Genomic DNA, 18,183 nt, shown 5'->3' with positions numbered 1-18,183 from the left:
GCTCGTTCCAGACGCTCCTGCTCGTCATCGGCGGCGCGCTTGCGCTCGCGGGCGTTATCGGCAGCGTGATCTATCGCTTCGCCGGCTCCCGCTCCCGTGTCCGCGTCCAGGCAGCTGACGGCTCCCGCCGCGTGAATTGGGACAATTGGGAGCAACAGGACCAGGACCGTGCGCCCTGGCTCGACGCAGTGGCGACCGCCCCATCACGCCTGCAACGGCCCCACCCGGTCGATTTCGACCTCGTGCGTCCCCTGTCCCCAAAACCCATGGCCCCAAAACCCTCGGCCACTAAACCCCTGGCCACAAGACCCATTACGATCGTCGACAATCGCAACGCGTCCCAGGCGCACGAGAGCGCCGTGGAGGACACCCACGAGGGTAGCGAGTTCGAGGCCTTGGAGGCCGAGGTGCACGCATTGCAGCTCGCCGCAATCGACGCCCATATCGAGAAAGCCCAAATCGACGAGCATCAAGTCGACGAGCATCAATTCGATGGGCATCAATTCGATGAGGATCGCTTCGAGGGGACCCAAGTCGAGGAAGCCCACCTCGAACAGGTCGAAGAGTCAGCCGACGCCGACACGGTCGACATCGACGTCATCACCCAGATGCTGGAACGTCTGGCGAAGGAAGGCCCGCGGCTGACGCCGGCTAGCCCTGAAGCTGGCCTTGCAGACTTCGCACAAAGCCGACGAGGCCAACGCGCCGCTCGCGCTTGAGGCGCTCGGCCTTCAGGATCGACTGCACCTCGGCGAAGGCCGCATCGACGTCGTGGTTGATGACGATGTAGTCGTACTCGGCCCAGTGGCTCATTTCGTGACTGGCGCGGCTCATCCGCTTGCGGATGACCTCGTCGGAGTCCTGCGCGCGCGAGTGCAGCCGTTTCTCGAGATCGGCGGCTGATGGCGGCAGGATGAAGACGCTGACGACGTCGGCGCGCGCCTTTTCGCGCAGCTGCTGTGTACCCTGCCAGTCAATGTCGAACAGCACGTCCTGGCCCGCCGACAGCGCCGCCTCGACCGGGCCGCGCGGCGTGCCGTAGCGGTTGTCGAACACGGTCGCCCATTCCAGGAGCTCGTCGCCCTTCACCATCGCCTCGAAGCGCGGCTTGTCGACGAACAGATAGTCGCGGCCGTCGACCTCGCCGGGCCGCATCGCCCGCGTGGTCGCGGAGACCGACATTCTCAGCCCGGGCATCCGCTCGATCAGCAGACGCGACAGCGTCGTCTTGCCCGCGCCCGATGGCGAGGACAGCACGAACATCAACCCGCGCCGCTCGACACCGTCAGTTCCGTGACCGCCCGTCGTCATCGATCACTCCAGATTCTGGACCTGCTCGCGGAACTGCTCGACCACGTTCTTCATGGCGAGTCCCGTATTGGTCAGCTCGATGTCGTTCGACTTCGAGCAGCAGGTGTTGACCTCACGGTGAAACTCCTGCGCCAGGAAATCCAGCTTGCGTCCGATCGGACCGCCCTTGCCGATCAGCTCGCGCGCCTGGGCGACGTGGGAGGCGATGCGGTCGAGCTCCTCGCGGATGTCGGCCTTGGTCGCGATCAGGATCGCTTCCTGCATCAGGCGGTCGGAATCGAAACGATCGGAGGTGTCGAGCAGAGCGGCGATCTGCTCGGCGAGCCTGGCCTTGATCGCCTCCGGCTTACGGCCGGGCGCGGCCTCCGCCTGCTTCGCCAGCGCCTCGATCTCGTCGACACGCTGGGTCAGGATCTGCCCGAGCGAAGTACCCTCGCGCTTGCGCATCTCGACGAGATCGGCGAGCGCCTTGTCGAAGGCCTCGGCAGCAGCGATGCGCGCCGCCTTGTCCTCCTCCTCGTCTCCCTCGGGCTCGGCAACCTCGATCACGCCCTTGATGGCGAGGAGGCCGTCGATGCTCGGCGCCACCGCGTCGACCTTGCCCGCGATCTGGGAGGCTGCCTTCAGCACGGCGGCGAGCACGTCCTCGTTGATGCGGACGGAAGCTTCGGCATTGGTACGCTTGACGCTCAGATTGGCGTAGACGGTGCCGCGCGACAGCACCTCGCTCGCGCGCTTCTTGGCATGGGCCTCGAGCTCGTCGAACCCCTGCGGCAGCCGCACGCGCAGGTCAAACCCCTTGGCGTTGACCGACTTCAATTCCCATTCAAACGTATACGGCCCGCTCGCGCCGTGGCTTCGGGCAAAGCCGGTCATGGACGACAGCGCCATTAGGTAGGTTTCTCCGGACAGGTAGGATTCGTGAGGCCATCAAGGCACGCGAATCTTAAGACTATTTTGCAGGAAAGTGGAACCCGCAAAGTCCGTAAGGCAGGCCAGCGATCCTAGCGCTGGACCACCGGCGGCGAGGCCGGCCACACCGAGCCCTGCCGGGCCGGCGCCGGATTTGCGGGCCGCGCCGGCGGCTTTTTCTGCTGGGTCGGCTTGGGCGGCGTGGTCGCGGTCGGTGTGTCGGCGGCGGCGGGCGCTCCGGCCGCAGGCGCCGGCGCATCGTCGGCCGGCTCGACCGTGTCGTTCTGGATCTGCTTCTCCATCGCGCGCAGCTTGGCGACGTTTTTCTGATGCGCGTCGTAGGTCTCGGTGAAGGCGTGCCCGCCGGTGCCGTCAGCGACGAAATAGAGGTCGCGGGTGCGGGCCGGATTGGCGGCGGCCTCGAGCGAGGCGCGGCCGGGATTGGAGATCGGCCCCGGCGGCAGGCCTTCGATCACATAGGTGTTGTAGGGCGAGGGCTGGGTGATCTCGCTGCGCTTGATCGGGCGGCCGAGCGTGCCCTTGCCGCCGACGAGGCCGTAGATGATCGTCGGATCGGACTGCAGCTTGATCTTCTGCTTCAACCGGTTGACGAACACGGCGGCGACGCGGCTGCGCTCGTCCGGCTTGCCGGTCTCCTTCTCCACGATCGAGGCGAGCGTCACGAGCTGTTCCGGCGACTTGACCGGCAGGTCCTGGCTGCGGCGTTCCCAGATCTCGGCGAGCACGCGCTTGTGCGCCTGCTGCATGCGCTGGATCACCTGCTCGCGCGTGGTCCCGCGCGGGAACTTGTAGGTCTCCGGCAACAGCGTGCCTTCGCGCGGCAGCTCGCGCACGCTGCCGGTGAAGATGTCATTGTCGGAGAGCCGGGCCACGATCTGCTCGGAGGTCAGGCCTTCCGGAATCGTGACGGCATGCTGCACCACCTTGCCCTCGACGATGGTGGCGATGACGTCGCGCAGGCTCGCATTCTTCTGGAACGAATATTCGCCCGGCTTCAGATCCGAGCTCGCCTTCAACGCAGCGACGCTGGCGATGAACACCCACGGATTGACGTCGGTCACGCCTTCCTTGTTCAGGGTCTCGGCGATGTCACGTTTGCCCGCGCGCTGTGGGATGTTGACGATCTTGTCTTCCTTGAGCGGCCCGGCCGCCTCAAGCACCTGGCGGCCGTAATAATAGACGGCGCCAGCGCCGAGCATGCTGATCAGCAGGAGCGTGATGATGGCGTTGCCGACCACGACCAAGGGATTGCGCGCACGGTCCGATCGCTTCGGCGGCGGCGGCACCTGCTCGGGCTCCAGCGCGGCCCGCGGACTCCTGGGCGAAATGGGCGGCCTTTCACTCATCGAAGCAACCTGAATCCTGCCGGTTCAATCGCGGCCTGGCAATCGCTTGCCCTGCCAAATGCACACGCCCACGAGTATGACTATCGCCGAATAAGGCAAAACGGTGGATTCGTCTCAAACGCAAGCTTTATTGGGCCAAGCGCCGGAGGATCACCGACGCGTTGGTACCGCCGAAACCGAAAGAATTCGACAACGCGACGTTGATCTCGCGCTTCTTAGCAGTATGCGGCACGAGATCGATCGCGGTCTGGACCGACGGATTGTCCAGATTGATGGTCGGCGGCACGACATTATCGCGAATCGCAAGAATGGCGAAGATCGCCTCGATCGCGCCGGCCGCGCCGAGAAGATGGCCAGTCGACGATTTGGTCGAGGACATCGCGACCTCTGAGGCGGCATTGCCGAGCAGCCGCTCCACAGCGCCGAGCTCGATCTCGTCGCCGAGCGGCGTCGAGGTGCCGTGCGCGTTGATGTAATCGAGATCGGACGGCGACAGGCCGGCGCGCTTGAGCGCCGCCGACATGCTGCGGAAACCGCCATCGCCATCGGGTGACGGCGACGTGATGTGATAGGCATCGCCAGACAGGCCGTAGCCGATCACCTCGGCATAGATCCTGACGCCGCGGCGTCTGGCGTGCTCGAGCTCTTCCAGGACCACCACGCCGGCGCCTTCGCCCATGACGAAGCCGTCGCGGTCCTTGTCATAGGGACGCGAGGCCTTCTCGGGCGTGTCGTTGAAGCCGGTCGAGAGCGCGCGTGCGGCGTTGAAGCCGGCAATGCCGATGCGGCTGATGGGCGATTCGGCACCGCCCGCGACCATCACGTCGGCATCGCCTAGCGCGATCAGACGGGCGGCATCGCCAATCGCGTGCGCGCCGGTCGAGCAGGCTGTGACCACGGAGTGGTTCGGCCCCTTCAGCCCATGCTCGATCGAGACATAGCCGGAGGCGAGATTGATCAGGCGGCCCGGAATGAAGAAAGGCGACACCCGGCGTGGCCCGCGCTCCTTCAGGAGAATGGCAGTGTCGGCGATGCCGTTGAGGCCGCCGATGCCGGACCCGATCATGGTGCCGGTCGCGCACTTGTCCTCTTCGGACTCCGGATGCCAATTGGCGTCGTCGAGCGCCTGCTTGGCGGCCCCCATGCCGAAGATGATGAAATCGTCGACCTTGCGCTGGTCCTTCGGCTCCATCCACTGGTCGGCATTGAAGCTGCCATTGGAGCCGTCACCGCGCGGCACGACGCAGGCGATCTTGGTCTGGAGATCCGAGACGTCGAAGCTCTCGATCCGGCGCGCACCGCTCTCGCCGTTGAGGATCCGCTTCCAGGTCGGCTCGACGCCACAGCCGAGTGGCGTAACCATGCCGAGGCCCGTGACGACAACCCGCCTCATATCGCAAATCTCCGCTTCGAAAGATTCACGGCCGATAACAAGAAACCGGCTGACCGCTGGTGAGCGGCCCGTCCGGTTTCAATGTTGTCCCGCGAAAATGAAGAGCCTTAGCTCTTCGCGTTCTTCTCGAGAAACTTGGTGGCGTCGCCAACGGTGAGAATCGTCTCCGCGGCGTCGTCCGGAATCTCGCAACCGAATTCTTCTTCGAACGCCATCACCAGCTCGACGGTGTCCAGACTGTCGGCGCCGAGGTCGTCGATGAAGCTCGCGTTGTCGACAACCTTCTCGGGTTCAACACCAAGGTGTTCGACCACGATCTTCTTAACCCGCTCGCCAATGTCACTCATTGCTTAACCTCTTGTTCCCTGTAGACCCGACCCCCCGGGACGATACGAGCCGTCGTGGTCGTTGACTGCCTTCGCTTACGAACTTTGATTTGGCCCCATCCTAACCGATGCAAGGCCCGGCGAACGACGGCCAAGGCTCCGCATCGCCAATATACAGGGTTTCAAAAACCTGCAATGGCGTTCTTTGCCCATCCGTTGATGGTCCGGTTATCATACTTCAACTGCCTTGACTACAAGCCTCAATTCGCTCCGGAAACGGCCGTTTGCCGCATCCCGCACCGCCCCCGTGCGGGCGGCGCGAAACGAGGCCTCAGATCATGGCCATGCCGCCGTTGACGTGGATGGTCTGGCCGGTGACGTAGGCCGCTTCGTTCGAACTCAGGTAAACGGCGGCCGCCGCGATGTCCTCGGGCGTGCCCAGGCGCGCGGCCGGAACCTTGGTCAGAATCGTTTCACGCTGCTTGTCGTTCAGCGCATCCGTCATCGGCGTCTTGATGAAGCCGGGCGCGATGCAGTTCGCGGTGACGCCTCGCTTGGCGTATTCGGCGCCGAGCGTCTTGATCATGCCGATGAGACCGGCCTTGGACGCGGTGTAATTGCCCTGCCCGGGATTGCCGGTGACGCCGACCACCGAGGTGATGGCGATGATGCGGCCGAAGCGTTTGCGCATCATCAATTTGGTGGCGGCGCGGGTGAGCCGGAAGGTCGAGGTCAGGTTGACATTGATGACCTCGTCCCAGTCCTCGTCGCGGAGCTGGACGAAGAGATTGTCACGCGTGATGCCTGCATTGGCGACGAGGATGTCGACCTGTCCCATCGCCGCTTCCGCGGCAGGCACCAGCGCCTCGACCTCGTCGGCCTTGGACAGATTGCAGGGCAGCACGTAGGTGCGCTCGCCGAGCTTGCCGGCCAGTTCGTCCAGCACTTCCTTCCGCGTCCCCGAAATGGCGACCGTGGCGCCCTGGGCATGCAGGGCCTGCGCGATCGCGCCGCCGATGCCGCCGGTCGCGCCGGTGACGAGCGCCTTCCTGCCAGTCAGATCGAACATCGATTACTCCTCTAGGCCTGCTTCGCAGCGGCCAATGCATCCTTGGCGGCGGCGATGTCGTTCGGCCCGCCGACCGCAACCCCGACGGCGCCGTCGGCGATGCGCTTGACGAGACCGGTGAGCACCTTGCCCGCGCCGATCTCGAAGAAACGGGTGACGCCCTGCCCGGCCATATAGGCAACCGACTCGCGCCAGCGCACCGTTCCGGTGACCTGCTCGACCAGACGACGGCGGATCTCGTCGGGATCGGTGATGGCGCTCGCCAGCACGTTCGACACGAGGGGCGCCGCCGGCGCCTTGATCCTGACTTTCGACAGCGCTTCCGCCATCGCATCGGCGGCCGGCTGCATCAGCTTGCAATGGAACGGTGCGGACACCGGCAGCAGCATCGCACGCTTGGCGCCCTTGCCCTTGGCGATCTCGACGGCGCGATCGACCGCGGCCTTGTCGCCGGAGACGACCACCTGCCCGCCGCCATTATCATTGGCGGCCTGGCAGACCTGGCCCTGCGCCGCCTCGCGGGCGACTTCCATTGCGGCCTCGTAGTCGAGACCAAGCAACGCGGCCATGGCGCCGGCGCCGACCGGGACAGCTTTTTGCATTGCGAGACCGCGGGTGCGAAGAAGACGCGCGGTGTCGGAAATCGTCAGGCTGCCGGCCGCAGCCAGGGCCGAATATTCGCCGAGCGAATGGCCGGCAACGAAGGCTGCATCCCGCGCAACGGAAAAACCGGCCTCGCTCTCCAGCACGCGCAGGGTCGCTACAGAGACCGCCATCAGCGCTGGCTGGGCGTTTTCGGTGAGCTGGAGGGTCTCGGCCGGGCCATCCCAGATGGTGGCCGTCAGCTTCTCCCCAAGCGCGGCATCGACCTCGTCGAACACGGCGCGCGCCGCCGGAAAAGCGTCGGCCAAAGCCTTGCCCATGCCGACGGCCTGGGACCCCTGCCCAGGAAATGTGAATGCAGCCGTCATCGGCGCTCCCTGCTTGTCGAGCGTGATCCCTTCGAGAACCGCAGCCAATTACGCGCAGGCTTACGCCCTGGTTCCGGATCATGCTCCAAAGGGGGCCGTAGAACACTGTCCGGGGCCGGACTGTCAAGCCGAGATAGACCTCCCGGCAGGCATTCAACAGGGAACGCTCCCCCCCCCCTCAAAACCCGCCGGCTGTCTGATTGGCGTCGACCTCCGCACCTGCCCGTGCACGGCGTGCGCTGTTCACGAGTTGGCCGGGACGGTCCTCCTGGTCGGGTTTCGCTGTCGCGAGCCGCAGCACCGCGGCGTAATTCGGCTGCACCTCCATGCGGCCGGCGTGACGGCTCTCGCTCAGCAGCCGATGCACCTTCGGCAGATTGTAGCAGGGCACGTAGAACAGCAGATGATGCTCGAGGTGGTAGTTCACGTAGTACGGCGCAATGAACAGCCGTTCGAGGAAGTTCGCATGCGTGGTGCGGGTGTTGCGCAGCGGATCGCTGCTGTCGGGGACAACCGCGTGCTCGGCGATGTTGCGGATGCGGGTGATCACCATCATCCAGGTCAAAAGCGGCACCAGCCATAGCAGCGGATAGGCCCACCACACGCCGGCCATGGCGAGCGCCGCGAACATTGCGGCGTTGACGATGCATTGCGGCCCGAGCTTTTCCCAGAAATGCGCGGCGCGCTGGCGCCACGGCCAGTCCTTTGGCCCAAGCGCGTTGAGCAATTGCGCCTTGCGCTGCTGGTAGCCGGTCTGCCCGGTGATGTCGCGAATGAATTTGCGGCGATAACTCAGCTTGGTGATCGGAAACGGCGCCGACAGCACGAGGTCGGGATCATCCTCCTGCTGGGTGCGCGCGTGATGCTGAAGGTGATAGCGGCGATAGCTGCGCGTCTCCGCGAAGAGCGGATAGGCGCAGAGCCACTGGCTCAGCGCGAGATTGGTCTTCTCGTCGGCGGAGAGGCAGCCATGCGCGCCATCATGCATGAGGATCGCGAGGCCGAGCTGGCGCGAACCGATGATGGCGACCGCGAAAACGTAGGTCAGCGGATTGGGCCACCAGGCCACGAGCGCGATTGCGCCCAGAATCAATGCCCAGGCATGCGCGATCAGCGCGACGCCTTTCCACGTCGCACGTTGGCGCACGTCAACGAGCTGGTCCTCGGTGAGGAAGTCGCGGGCACGCATGCGGAGCGCAGTCATGGCCTAACCCTCCTCGTCCCTGGAAGTTGAATCGCCGTCGTCGACGAGGCGCAGGCGCGCGGCCTCGCCGTTCGGTTTGGCCTGCTCGCCGAGGACACGCAGCATCTCGCCGCAGAGCTGTTCGGGCGAGCGGCCCATGGCGTAGCCTTCGAGGATGACGCCGATGGCGACGGCCCAGAACCGCCGCGAGCTTTCGTCGGGCGCGCGCAGCGAGCGCCAGCCATGCCGCGCCACCTGGCCGGCATAGGCTCGCGCGCCCTCGGTGTGCAGACGTTCGATGGTGCGCTCGACCAGCGGCGCGAGATCCTGGCGCCGCCGCGTCAACGTCAGCGCCTCGGCGAAGAAGGCGACCGAATCGCTTGCCGTCACCGTCTCCGCCAGCGCGTGAGTGTACTCCCGCGGCGAGCGCGCCTTCAGCGCCGCCTGCTCGGTCGCGCGCGCCAGGTACAGCAGATCGCGGCAGGCGCATTCGACGAACAGCGCCTCCTTGGTGCGGAAGTAATAGGTGATCTGGCTCGGGAAGGCGTTTGCGGCGGTCGCAATGTCGGCAATCGAGGTGCCGGACAGTCCCCGCTCCTTGAACAGTGGGCTCGCCGCATCGAGCAGCAGCGAGCGCATCTTGCGCCCGGCCGAGCGCGTGGCGCGGGCGGCGTGCTTGGGGTCGCCGGCCGTCTCGAACGGGGCCTGGACGGATTTTCCCGTCATTGGATCCTCCCTTGATTTATTTGTATGACATACAAACAAATAAATCAAGCCGTTTCGGACCCGTTTTGACACCCTCCCCGGGACCTTCCGGGCCGAAATTGGCCTGCCTAACCTTGCCAAGCCGGCCAAAATCCGTATAAAGCGCGCCATCCGCAGACCCTGGCCGGGAGCTGAACGGACGGTCTCAGCAAATCATTCGTGATTTTGATGTGGCAGGGCCAGTTGGCCCGTCGTCCCGTGTTTCCGCCTTCTGAGCTTAAGTCCGAGTCCTTTCCGAAGGCCTCGAAGGGCTTGACGCCGGGCGATGCGCCAACATGAGGAAAGGACTTCCATGCCTCTTTACGAGCATGTTTTTCTCGCGCGTCAAGACGCGAGCCCGCAGCAGGTCGAAGAGCTGACTGCGCAGATGACCGGTATCGTCGAAGGTCTCGGCGGCAAGATCACCAAGACCGAGAACTGGGGCGTGCGCTCCCTCACCTACCGCATGAACAAGAACCGCAAGGCGCACTTCGTGCTGCTCAACATCGACGCGCCGTCCGCGGCGATCGCCGAGATCGAGCGCCAGGAGCGCATCAGCGAAGACGTGATCCGCTATCTCAGCGTCCGCGTCGAGGAGCTCGAGGAAGGCCCGTCCGCGATGATGCGCAAGGCGGACCGCGATCGCGAGCGTGACGACCGTGGCGGCGGCTTCCGCGGCGAGCGCGAAGGCGGCTTCCGTGGCGACCGTGAGGGTGGCTTCCGCGGTGACCGCGGTCCGCGCCGCCCCCGCGAGGAAGCCGAAACCACGACGGATGAGGAGTAAGATCAATGGCTGAAGCTGGCGCCCGCCGTCCGTTCTTCCGTCGTCGCAAGACCTGCCCGTTCACGGGTCCCAACGCGCCGAAGATCGACTACAAGGATTCCAAGCTCTTGATGCGCTACGTCTCCGAGCGCGGCAAGATCGTGCCGAGCCGCATCACCGCGGTGTCTGCGAAGAAGCAGCGTGAACTCGCCCGCGCCATCAAGCGCGCGCGCTTCCTGGGCCTGCTGCCCTACGTGATCCGCTGATACGACTGACTTCGACCGGCGGCGATGCCGCCGCCGGTCACCACGTTCTGAACTCATAAGGCTTCCGGGTCGTCCGGTTGCCGATGGTTGGGGCAGGAGATGCCTCTAACCGCTCGGAAGGGGCGGGACAGCTGATGATGGCCTTTGGACTGATAGCCCTGATCGCCGGCGCTGCGTCGGCCCTGATGTTCGCCTCGATCGTCTCGGGCGCGCTGATCTCGCTCGTCCTGTTCTATCTTGCACCGCTGCCGCTGATGGTGGCCTCGATCGGCTGGGGACCGCTCTGCGCGAGCCTGGGCGGCATCGCGGCTGCGATCGGCCTCGGCGCCCTGTTCGGCCTGCCCTATTGCGTCGCCTTCGCCGTCACCGTCGCGCTGCCGGCGTGGTGGCTTGGCCACCTTGTCTTGCTCGGCCGGCACGTGGGCGCAGCTCCCGACGCCACCGAGCCGCCGGCCGAACCCGAGATCGAGTGGTATCCGGTCGGCCGCATCCTGCTGTGGATCGCGGGCTTCGCGATGCTGACCGCAATCGCCGCCCTCCTCACGCTCGGCACCGATGCCGACAGCATCACCGGCACGCTGCGCCGCGGCCTGATGCGCATCCTCCATGCCACCGATCCGCAGGCCAGCGGCGAAGCCGACCAGTTCGTCGATGCCCTGGTGCGTATTGCGCCGGCCGCCGCCACCACCGTCTCGATGATGACGCTCACGCTCAATCTCTGGCTCAGCGCCAAGGTGACGGCGACCTCGGGCCGGCTGCGCCGCCCCTGGCCGAACCTGATGACCGCTGAATTGCCGACCATGACGCTCGCGGTGCTGTGCGTCGCGCTCGCTTTCTGCTTCACCGGCGGGCTGCTCGCGATCGTCGCGCAGATCGCGACGGCGGCGCTGATGATGGCGTACGCGCTGACCGGCTTTGCCGTGCTGCATACGCTGACACTCGCCCTGAAGAGCCGCGCCTTCTGGCTCGGCTCGACCTACGCCGTCGTCGTCGTATTCGGATGGCCAGTGATCGCGATGGTGATCCTCGGCCTCGCGGACGCCGTGTTCGGCTTCCGCGAGCGCTTCCTGCGCAACCGGCAACCGCCGCCGCTGCCAACCTCTTAAGTCCAAACCCGAAACCAGAAACTCAGAGCACTTCAAAGGAGAACGTTATGGAAGTCATTTTGCTGGAACGCGTCAACAAGCTCGGCCAGATGGGCGAAGTCGTGAAGGTTCGCGACGGCTATGCCCGCAATTTCCTGCTCAAGCGCGGCAAGGCGCTGCGCGCCACCGCCGACAACCGCGCCAGGTATGACGGCATGAAGGCCGAGCTCGAGGCCCGCAACCTCCAGGCCAAGGGCGAGGCGTCCAAGGTCGCCGAGAAGATCGAGGGCAAGAACATCATCGTGATCCGCCAGGCCTCCGAAGCCGGCCAGCTGTTCGGCTCGGTCACGGTGCGCGACATCGTCACCGCGTTCGAGGCCGACGGCGTCCACCTCGACCGCCCGCAGGTGCAGCTCGACGCGCCGATCAAGACCATCGGCAAGCACACGGTCACGGTCGCTGTTCACCCCGAAGTCGAGGTCGAGATCACCGTGACGGTCGCGCGCAGCCAGGACGAAGCCGAGCGCATCAACCGCGGCGAGGACATCTCGACCCGCAACGAGGACCGCGATGCGGCCGCCGAGGCGATCGCCGCCGCCGGCGAGTTCTTCGATCCGGAAGCCCAGCACGAAGACGTCGCGCCGGCCCCGGCTGCGGAAGAGACCGAGAAGTAAGCCTCGCACTCTTGCGAAGCGAAGCCCGGCCGCTCACGCGGCCGGGCTTTTCGTTTTTACGGCGACGTCCTCGCTCAGCATCGCGATCGAGGCCAGCGCCGTCGCCGTGTGCTTCTCCACGCCGTCGGTCAGGCAGAACACGTCGGCCGCAACGACTGCGACCTGGCGGCCCGGCTTGATTACCCGTGCCCGGCAGATCAGCCTTTCGCCGACCGCAGGCGCCAGCAGATTGAGCTTGTACTCCGCCGTTAGCGCCGCCTGGCCACGCGAGGTCGCCGCCGCGATCGTCGTCGCGTTGTCGACCAGGAAGGCGGTGACGCCGCCATGGAAGAAACCGTGCTGCTGCAACAGCTCGGGCCGGCGCTCCACGGCGATCGTGCAGGTGCCGCGCGTGAGCTCAGACAGCTCCGCGCCGACCAGACCCATGAAACCCTGGCGGCCGACATTGGCGTGGATGCGCTCGGTCACGGCTGCGAAATCGGGATCCGTCTCGGTGCTCATGGCGCCACTCCTCATTTTCTGTTGATGTGGCAGGGCGGCAGCAGCGCGCGGATGGCACATGCGATCAGCGTGTCGGCCTCGCTGCGCGGATCGGTCCGATCGCGCCCGGAGAGAAAAGCACGGCAAAACACCTGCGCCGGGCCGATCAACTGGCTGATGAACATCACCGGCGTCATCGGCAAGAGATCGCCACGTGCCACGAGCGGTGCGCGCCAGCGCTCGAGGCCTTCAGCAAGACGCGCATTCTGCGCACGCTGGGCGTCGCGGACGTCCTCGCTCCATTCGCTGCGCGAGATCTCGAACAGATAGCGCGCCTCGCGCCGGCTCAACACGACCCAGTCGAGATGCGCGCGGATCAGGCGATCGATGCCCTGCCCGGCATCCGGCACCGGGTCGAGCGCTTCGAGCATCGCGCCGTGATAGTGGCGCAGCACTTCCAGGAACAGCGCGCCGGCGAGCTCCTTCTTCGATCCGAAGGCGTGGAAGAAACTCCCGTTCGAGGCGCGCGCGCGGGCGCGGATCGCCGCCACCGTCGCAGCCTCGAAGCCGACGCGGTCGAACACCGCTAGCCCCGCGGCCAACAAGTCCTCACGCATGCCGGTCGCCATCGGCACCTCCTGGAGCATAACTCTAGAGTAATGCTCCAATCACGGTCAAGACAATGTGGAGGCCGCGATGGACGCGACCTCCGGGGGTCTTGAGCTGACGATTTGCTTATCGCGAGATCGGTGGGGTCGGCAGCCCGGACGACTCGGCCGGCGCCGATGAAGGCGCTGCGGCGGTCGGGGTTGGCGGCGGATCCTGCGGCTTGGTCGCCGGCTCGGAGCTGCCATTGGTCGTCGTTTCGGCCGGTTTGGGCGCGGCTGCTTCGGTCGGCTTCGGCGCGGCGGGCTCGGCCGGCTTCGCAGCGGCCGCCGGGGCCGGCGTCACCTGCGGCACCGGATCGGGCCGCAACACCGGGCTGCTCGGCTCGACCTTGGCGCTGTCCGGCTTGGCCTCATCGCGCCCGGCGTCGACCTTGGCGCTCTCGCTCTTGGGCTCGGCTTTCGGTTCAGTCTTGGGTTCAGTCTTGGGCTCTGTCTTGGCCTCGCCCTTCTTGTCGTCGGCCGGCGCGGCGGCGTCGACCTTCGGCGCCTCCTCAGCTTCCGGCTTGCCGCGCTTGCTCAGGCGCTTGCCTTTGCGGCCTTCGGGAGCACGTTCGTCGGCAGCCTCGGGCTTGCCAGTTTCCTTGGCGCCGTCCTTGGCGCCCTCCTCGCTCGGCCGCGCCATGCGCTTCTGGCGCGCGCCCTCGGGCGCCGGAGCTGCGCCCTCGCCCTCCGGCTTGGCAGCTTCCTGCGACCTTTGGCGGCGCCCCTGATGTTCGGGCGTCTGCGCGGGATTGGTATTGGCGTCCTTCTCCTTGACGCCGTCCTTCTTGTCCTTGCCGTCCTTGTTACCGTCCTTGGCCTGGTAGCGGGTGTCGGTGGCGCCGTTGGAGACGAGGTAAGAGGCGAGAATGCCCGCCATATCCGGACTGGTCGTGTAGTGCTGGCGCAGGAAGCTCGGCAGCGATCCCGGCGCGACCGTCTTCAGCAGCCCCCGCGGGCTCTTGTGACAGGCGTTGCAGGTCTGCGCGAAAAGCTGGGAGGGGCTTTTGCCGGCCTCGAGGTTGGTCGCCTGCGCAAGCGCAGCGTCGGTCCCGCCGAAGCCAATCAGAAGCAATACCGTCGCGAGGCTGAGCGCTCGGCTCGACATTCCCATCTTCTCCATTGAAAAAACCGCAGACACAACCGGGATCCGGCGCGGCGGTCACCTTTTAGCCGATTGTGACGCGAATGGAAGGCAGCTCATCACGCGGGGAAGCAACTACGCGATTTTCGAATATCGGCTTTGAACACAACGCAATAGCGGGCCGGAACCAGCCCCGCTAGATTTACATGCAAACGCATAGGAACCGATCCGGTCCCTGGGCGTCAGATCAGAAGGCCGGGTTAGTCGCATCTTTTCGGGTTCGCTCGAAAGGTAGGGTGTCGATGGACCGTTTGTTGCGTCGATTTCTGACTCAGTTCATCCGCCGCGGGTCGATGACGGTGACCACGGCGAGCGGGATGAAGTTCACCGTCGGCGACGGCACCCGCCAACCGGTGGAGGTTCGCTTCGTCACCGTGGACGCGCAGCGACGGGTCCTCATCAATCCCGAACTCGGGCTTGGCGAGGCCTACATGGACGGCGAATTCGTCGTCCAGCGCGGCACGATAGCTGATGCCCTCGCGATCCTGCTCGATCAACCCGACGTATTGCCGCAGTGGGCAAAGCCGTGGTGGCACCTGCGCTATCTCACGCGGCACCTGAAGCAGTTCAATCCGCGCTCCCGCTCGCGCAGCAACGTCGCGCATCACTATGATCTCGACGGCCGGCTCTATTCGCTCTTCCTCGACGCCGACAAGCAATACAGTTGCGCCTATTTCGAGACCCCGCAGACCTCGCTTGACGATGCCCAGCTCGCCAAGAAGCGGCACATCGCCGCAAAGCTCCTGCTCAAGGGCGGCCAGCGCGTGCTCGACATCGGTTCGGGCTGGGGCGGGCTCGGCCTCTACCTCGCCGAGGTTGCGGACGCCGACGTCACCGGCGTCACGCTGTCGATGGAGCAGTTGCAGGTCTCCAACGGGCGCGCGGCCGAGAGGGGCCTGACCGGGTCAGCACGATTCCTGCTCGAGGATTATCGCGACATCGACGGGCCTTTCGACCGCATCGTCTCGGTCGGCATGTTCGAGCATGTCGGCGTGACGTTTTACGACACGTTTTTCCAGCGCTGCGCCGAGCTCCTGAGCGAGGACGGCGTGATGCTGTTGCACTCGATCGGCCGATCGCAGGGCCCCGACTCCACCAATCCCTGGATCGCCAAGTATATCTTCCCCGGCGGCTATATCCCGGCCCTGTCGGAGGTGTTGCCGGCGATCGAGCGCGCAGGGCTGCTGGTCTGCGACGTCGAGATCCTGCGCCTGCACTATGCCGAAACGCTCAAGGCCTGGCGGGAGCGCTTCATGGCGCGGCGCGAGGAAGCCGTGCAGTTCTACGACGAGCGCTTCGCGCTGATGTGGGAATTCTATCTCGCAGCCTGCGAGATGACGTTCCGCAAGCAGGACATGATGAACTTCCAGATTCAGCTCACCCGGCACCAGGGCGTGGTGCCGACCACCCGCGACTATATCGGCCATGAAGAAGCCCGGCTGCGCGGCCTCGAACGCGGCCGCAAGCCGAGGCTGAGGCTGGCAGGCGAATAAGATCTAGTGACGAAGGGTTGAGGTCTGATAGGGCCGGGGCGAAGCCGGTAGCGCAAGTTGCGCGCGCAGGCCTGCGATACTCTCAGCCGGCACGGGCTCCCGCCGCAGTTCAGGTCGTGCGGCATCCTCCATCGCGGCGATCAGCGCCGACAGCCAACGCCGGCTACCTGCCTCGCTTCGCCAAATCTGGGGCTGCCGTTCTGGCCGCATCGCTCGCCTCGTCTCCCTGACGACGGGTTCCGGAGCATAACCCTCCTGCCCGCCTTCCCGTTCCGCCACTACCCCGAAAGAACCCGGGAAGATGTGATCTGCTTCACATTAATCTGGTCCGCCCTGGCCTATTTCGGTCGCTATGAGCAAAGAGACCCGAACCTCCTTCGACGTGCAGGACGACCTCCGCACCGACTACGCCCTGATCGCCACCGGCGTCGGAGCGGCCCTGGTTGCGCTGGTCTACCTCCTGCTGGTCTGAAGCCCGAGCCGGAAGCCCAGCGCGTCGTCTTGCGCGCACTCCCGGATGAGTCGGTGCGCCGACATGTTAGGTTCACACCGTCCGGAGGTTTCTGTGGCAGATGCCATCGGAGTGAGGGCGGCCAAGTTCCGCGCAAGATTTCCCAATCATCTCAATCGTCAACGCTCGAACTGGGCGCTCCCTCCGGCCGCATTCCAGTCAAGGCATTGACAGGCCCCGAGGAGAGGATTCACACACCGCATTGTGTGAATCGGGCATAAGGCACGTGAGTGCTTTCTAAGCGGCGGAGAGAAGCGCTTTATCCCCGGCCCGCGCTCGAACAACAAATACGTAAAAATCTATGGCTCTGACCGATTCGACCGTCCTCAAACTCGCGCCCGATCCCGGAACTCCCGCCTATCGGAGCGCGCCGCATAATATCGAGGCGGAACAGAGCCTTCTCGGCGCCATCCTGGTCAACAACGACGCCTTTTACCGCGTCTCCGACTTCCTGGAGCCGAAGCATTTCTTCGAGCCCCTCCACCAGACGATCTTCGAGACCGCCGGCAGCCTGATCCGGATGGGCAAGATCGCCACACCGGTGACGCTGAAGACGTTCCTGCCCGCCGATACCGACGTCGGCGGCATGACCATCGGGCAATATCTTGCGCGCCTCGCCGCGGAAGCGACCACGATCATCAACGCCCAGGACTATGGCCGCACCGTCTACGACCTGTCGTTGCGGCGCGACCTGATCGGCATCGGCGAGGACATGGTCAACGTTGCCTATGATGCGCCGGTCGACTTCGCGCCGAGGGCGCAGATCGAGGACGCCGAGCGGCGGCTCTATGAGCTCGCCGAGTCCGGCCGTTATGACGGCGGCTTCCAGAAATTCTCGCAAGCTCTGACGATTGCGGTCGATCTTGCGGCCAAGGCGTTCCAGCGCGACGGCAAGCTGTCGGGCATCTCGACGGGCCTGCGCGACCTCGACACCAAGATGGGCGGCCTGCAGCACTCCGACCTCATCATCGTGGCGGGCCGTCCCGGCATGGGCAAGACCTCGCTTGCGACCAACATCGCCTACAACGTCGCGCAAGCCTACGTTCCGGAACTCCAGGCTGACGGCACCATGAAGGCCGCCAATGGCGGCGTGATCGGCTTCTTCTCCTGCGAAATGTCGGCCGACCAGCTCGCCACGCGTATCGTGGCCGAGCGCACCGGCATTCCCTCCTCCCACATCCGCCGTGGCGGCATCTCGGAAGCCGATTTCGAGAAGATCCGCCAGGTTTCGATCGAGCTGCAGTCGCTGCCTTTCTATGTCGACGCGACCGGCGGCCTGTCGATCGCGCAGCTGATGGCGCGCGCGCGCCGGCTGAAGCGACAGAAGGGCCTCGATCTCCTCGTGATCGACTACATCCAGCTATTGTCCGGCTCGGGCAAGCGCGCCAGCGACAGCCGCGTGCAGGAAATCACGGAGATCACGACCAGCCTGAAGGCGCTGGCGAAGGAGCTCAACGTCCCCGTGATCGCACTGTCGCAGCTTTCGCGTCAGGTGGAATCGCGCGACGACAAGCGGCCGCAGCTCTCGGACCTGCGTGAATCCGGCTCGATCGAGCAGGACGCCGACGTCGTGCTGTTCGTGTTCCGTGAGGAATATTACCTCGCCATGAAGGAGCCGCGTCCCGGCACCGAGGAACACGCCAAATGGCAGGCCGACATGGAACGTACGGTCGGCCGGGCCGAAGTCATCATCGGCAAGCAGCGTCACGGCCCGACCGGCACGGTCGAGCTGCACTTCGATGCCTCGGTCACTCGCTTCGGCGATCTCGCGCATGACGGCCAATTGCCGGACCGCAGCGACTATTGAGTTCCTTGAACCACGCGGGTCTCTTGCGTAAAACGGC

At 65.3% G+C, this 18,183-nt stretch carries 18 protein-coding genes and 1 pseudogene; 7 read left to right on the top strand and 12 right to left on the bottom strand.

What is annotated here, in order from left to right:
* Window positions 1-719 (top strand): annotated as a pseudogene (locus AXW67_RS43860) (hypothetical protein); the annotation flags it as partial.
* Here the strand turns inward: AXW67_RS43860 and gmk are convergent.
* The 9 genes from gmk to AXW67_RS09585 all read right to left on the bottom strand — a co-directional run bounded on the left by gmk (window position 652) and on the right by AXW67_RS09585 (window position 9,258).
* A complete protein-coding gene (gene gmk, locus AXW67_RS09625; protein ID WP_027551438.1) occupies window positions 652-1,311 on the bottom strand; it encodes a guanylate kinase in 660 nt (219 codons plus the stop codon). The pseudogene AXW67_RS43860 and the gene gmk sit on opposite strands and share 68 nt — an antisense overlap.
* 3 nt (window positions 1,312-1,314) lie before the next feature.
* Entirely contained in the window at window positions 1,315-2,202 is an 888-nt protein-coding gene (locus AXW67_RS09620) for a YicC/YloC family endoribonuclease (protein ID WP_063677693.1), read from the bottom strand.
* A gap of 113 nt (window positions 2,203-2,315) precedes the next feature.
* On the bottom strand, window positions 2,316-3,590 hold the full coding sequence (gene mltG / locus AXW67_RS09615) for an endolytic transglycosylase MltG (protein WP_027551440.1): 1,275 nt from the start codon (window positions 3,588-3,590) through the stop codon (window positions 2,316-2,318).
* 127 nt (window positions 3,591-3,717) lie between these two features.
* Complete coding sequence (fabF, locus tag AXW67_RS09610; protein WP_027551441.1) at window positions 3,718-4,983, bottom strand: beta-ketoacyl-ACP synthase II; 1,266 nt, start codon at window positions 4,981-4,983, stop codon at window positions 3,718-3,720.
* Between the two features lie 107 nt (window positions 4,984-5,090).
* Window positions 5,091-5,330 (bottom strand): acyl carrier protein, encoded by a 240-nt coding sequence (locus AXW67_RS09605; RefSeq protein WP_008551805.1) that lies wholly within the window; start codon window positions 5,328-5,330, stop codon window positions 5,091-5,093.
* Window positions 5,331-5,640: 310 nt separating this feature from the next.
* The gene (fabG, locus tag AXW67_RS09600) at window positions 5,641-6,378 is read right to left on the bottom strand and encodes a 3-oxoacyl-[acyl-carrier-protein] reductase (RefSeq protein WP_063677691.1); all 738 of its coding nucleotides are present in this window, start codon (window positions 6,376-6,378) and stop codon (window positions 5,641-5,643) included.
* Window positions 6,379-6,389: 11 nt separating this feature from the next.
* On the bottom strand, window positions 6,390-7,349 hold the full coding sequence (gene fabD / locus AXW67_RS09595; RefSeq protein WP_063677779.1) for an ACP S-malonyltransferase: 960 nt from the start codon (window positions 7,347-7,349) through the stop codon (window positions 6,390-6,392).
* Window positions 7,350-7,527: 178 nt separating this feature from the next.
* A complete protein-coding gene (locus AXW67_RS09590) occupies window positions 7,528-8,553 on the bottom strand; it encodes a fatty acid desaturase family protein (protein WP_063677690.1) in 1,026 nt (341 codons plus the stop codon).
* Between the two features lie 3 nt (window positions 8,554-8,556).
* On the bottom strand, window positions 8,557-9,258 hold the full coding sequence (locus AXW67_RS09585; protein ID WP_063677688.1) for a TetR/AcrR family transcriptional regulator C-terminal domain-containing protein: 702 nt from the start codon (window positions 9,256-9,258) through the stop codon (window positions 8,557-8,559).
* A gap of 331 nt (window positions 9,259-9,589) precedes the next feature.
* Between AXW67_RS09585 and rpsF the strand changes: the two genes are divergently transcribed.
* The 4 genes from rpsF (at window position 9,590) to rplI (ending at window position 12,064) form a co-directional block, all read left to right on the top strand.
* A complete protein-coding gene (gene rpsF / locus AXW67_RS09580; protein WP_027551446.1) occupies window positions 9,590-10,060 on the top strand; it encodes a 30S ribosomal protein S6 in 471 nt (156 codons plus the stop codon).
* Between the two features lie 5 nt (window positions 10,061-10,065).
* Window positions 10,066-10,305, top strand: a complete 240-nt coding sequence (gene rpsR / locus AXW67_RS09575) for a 30S ribosomal protein S18 (protein WP_011441353.1) — start codon at window positions 10,066-10,068, stop codon at window positions 10,303-10,305.
* 134 nt (window positions 10,306-10,439) lie between these two features.
* Window positions 10,440-11,411: a YybS family protein gene (locus AXW67_RS09570; protein WP_063677686.1), complete on the top strand. Its 972-nt coding sequence runs from the start codon at window positions 10,440-10,442 to the stop codon at window positions 11,409-11,411.
* A gap of 47 nt (window positions 11,412-11,458) precedes the next feature.
* The gene (gene rplI, locus AXW67_RS09565) at window positions 11,459-12,064 is read left to right on the top strand and encodes a 50S ribosomal protein L9 (RefSeq protein ID WP_063677684.1); all 606 of its coding nucleotides are present in this window, start codon (window positions 11,459-11,461) and stop codon (window positions 12,062-12,064) included.
* A 33-nt stretch (window positions 12,065-12,097) separates the two neighbouring features.
* On the opposite strand, the gene AXW67_RS09560 is transcribed toward rplI, so the two are convergent.
* The 3 genes from AXW67_RS09560 to AXW67_RS09550 form a co-directional block, all read right to left on the bottom strand.
* A complete protein-coding gene (locus AXW67_RS09560; protein ID WP_063677682.1) occupies window positions 12,098-12,565 on the bottom strand; it encodes a PaaI family thioesterase in 468 nt (155 codons plus the stop codon).
* An 11-nt stretch (window positions 12,566-12,576) separates the two neighbouring features.
* Window positions 12,577-13,173, bottom strand: coding sequence for a TetR/AcrR family transcriptional regulator (locus AXW67_RS09555; RefSeq protein ID WP_063677778.1), 597 nt, complete (start codon window positions 13,171-13,173; stop codon window positions 12,577-12,579).
* 106 nt (window positions 13,174-13,279) lie between these two features.
* A complete protein-coding gene (locus tag AXW67_RS09550) occupies window positions 13,280-14,299 on the bottom strand; it encodes a c-type cytochrome (protein WP_063677680.1) in 1,020 nt (339 codons plus the stop codon).
* A 278-nt stretch (window positions 14,300-14,577) separates the two neighbouring features.
* Between AXW67_RS09550 and AXW67_RS09545 the strand changes: the two genes are divergently transcribed.
* Both AXW67_RS09545 and AXW67_RS09540 read left to right on the top strand, forming a co-directional pair.
* Window positions 14,578-15,828, top strand: a complete 1,251-nt coding sequence (locus AXW67_RS09545) for a cyclopropane fatty acid synthase (protein WP_063677679.1) — start codon at window positions 14,578-14,580, stop codon at window positions 15,826-15,828.
* An 812-nt stretch (window positions 15,829-16,640) separates the two neighbouring features.
* A complete protein-coding gene (locus AXW67_RS09540) occupies window positions 16,641-18,146 on the top strand; it encodes a replicative DNA helicase (RefSeq protein WP_063677678.1) in 1,506 nt (501 codons plus the stop codon).
* Window positions 18,147-18,183: the final 37 nt, after the last annotated feature.

The organism is Bradyrhizobium neotropicale, from assembly GCF_001641695.1.
GTDB classification, from domain to species: domain Bacteria; phylum Pseudomonadota; class Alphaproteobacteria; order Rhizobiales; family Xanthobacteraceae; genus Bradyrhizobium; species Bradyrhizobium neotropicale.
The sequence above is the reverse complement of the archived record's forward strand: the minus strand, read 5'-3'. Positions and strand labels throughout refer to the sequence as shown.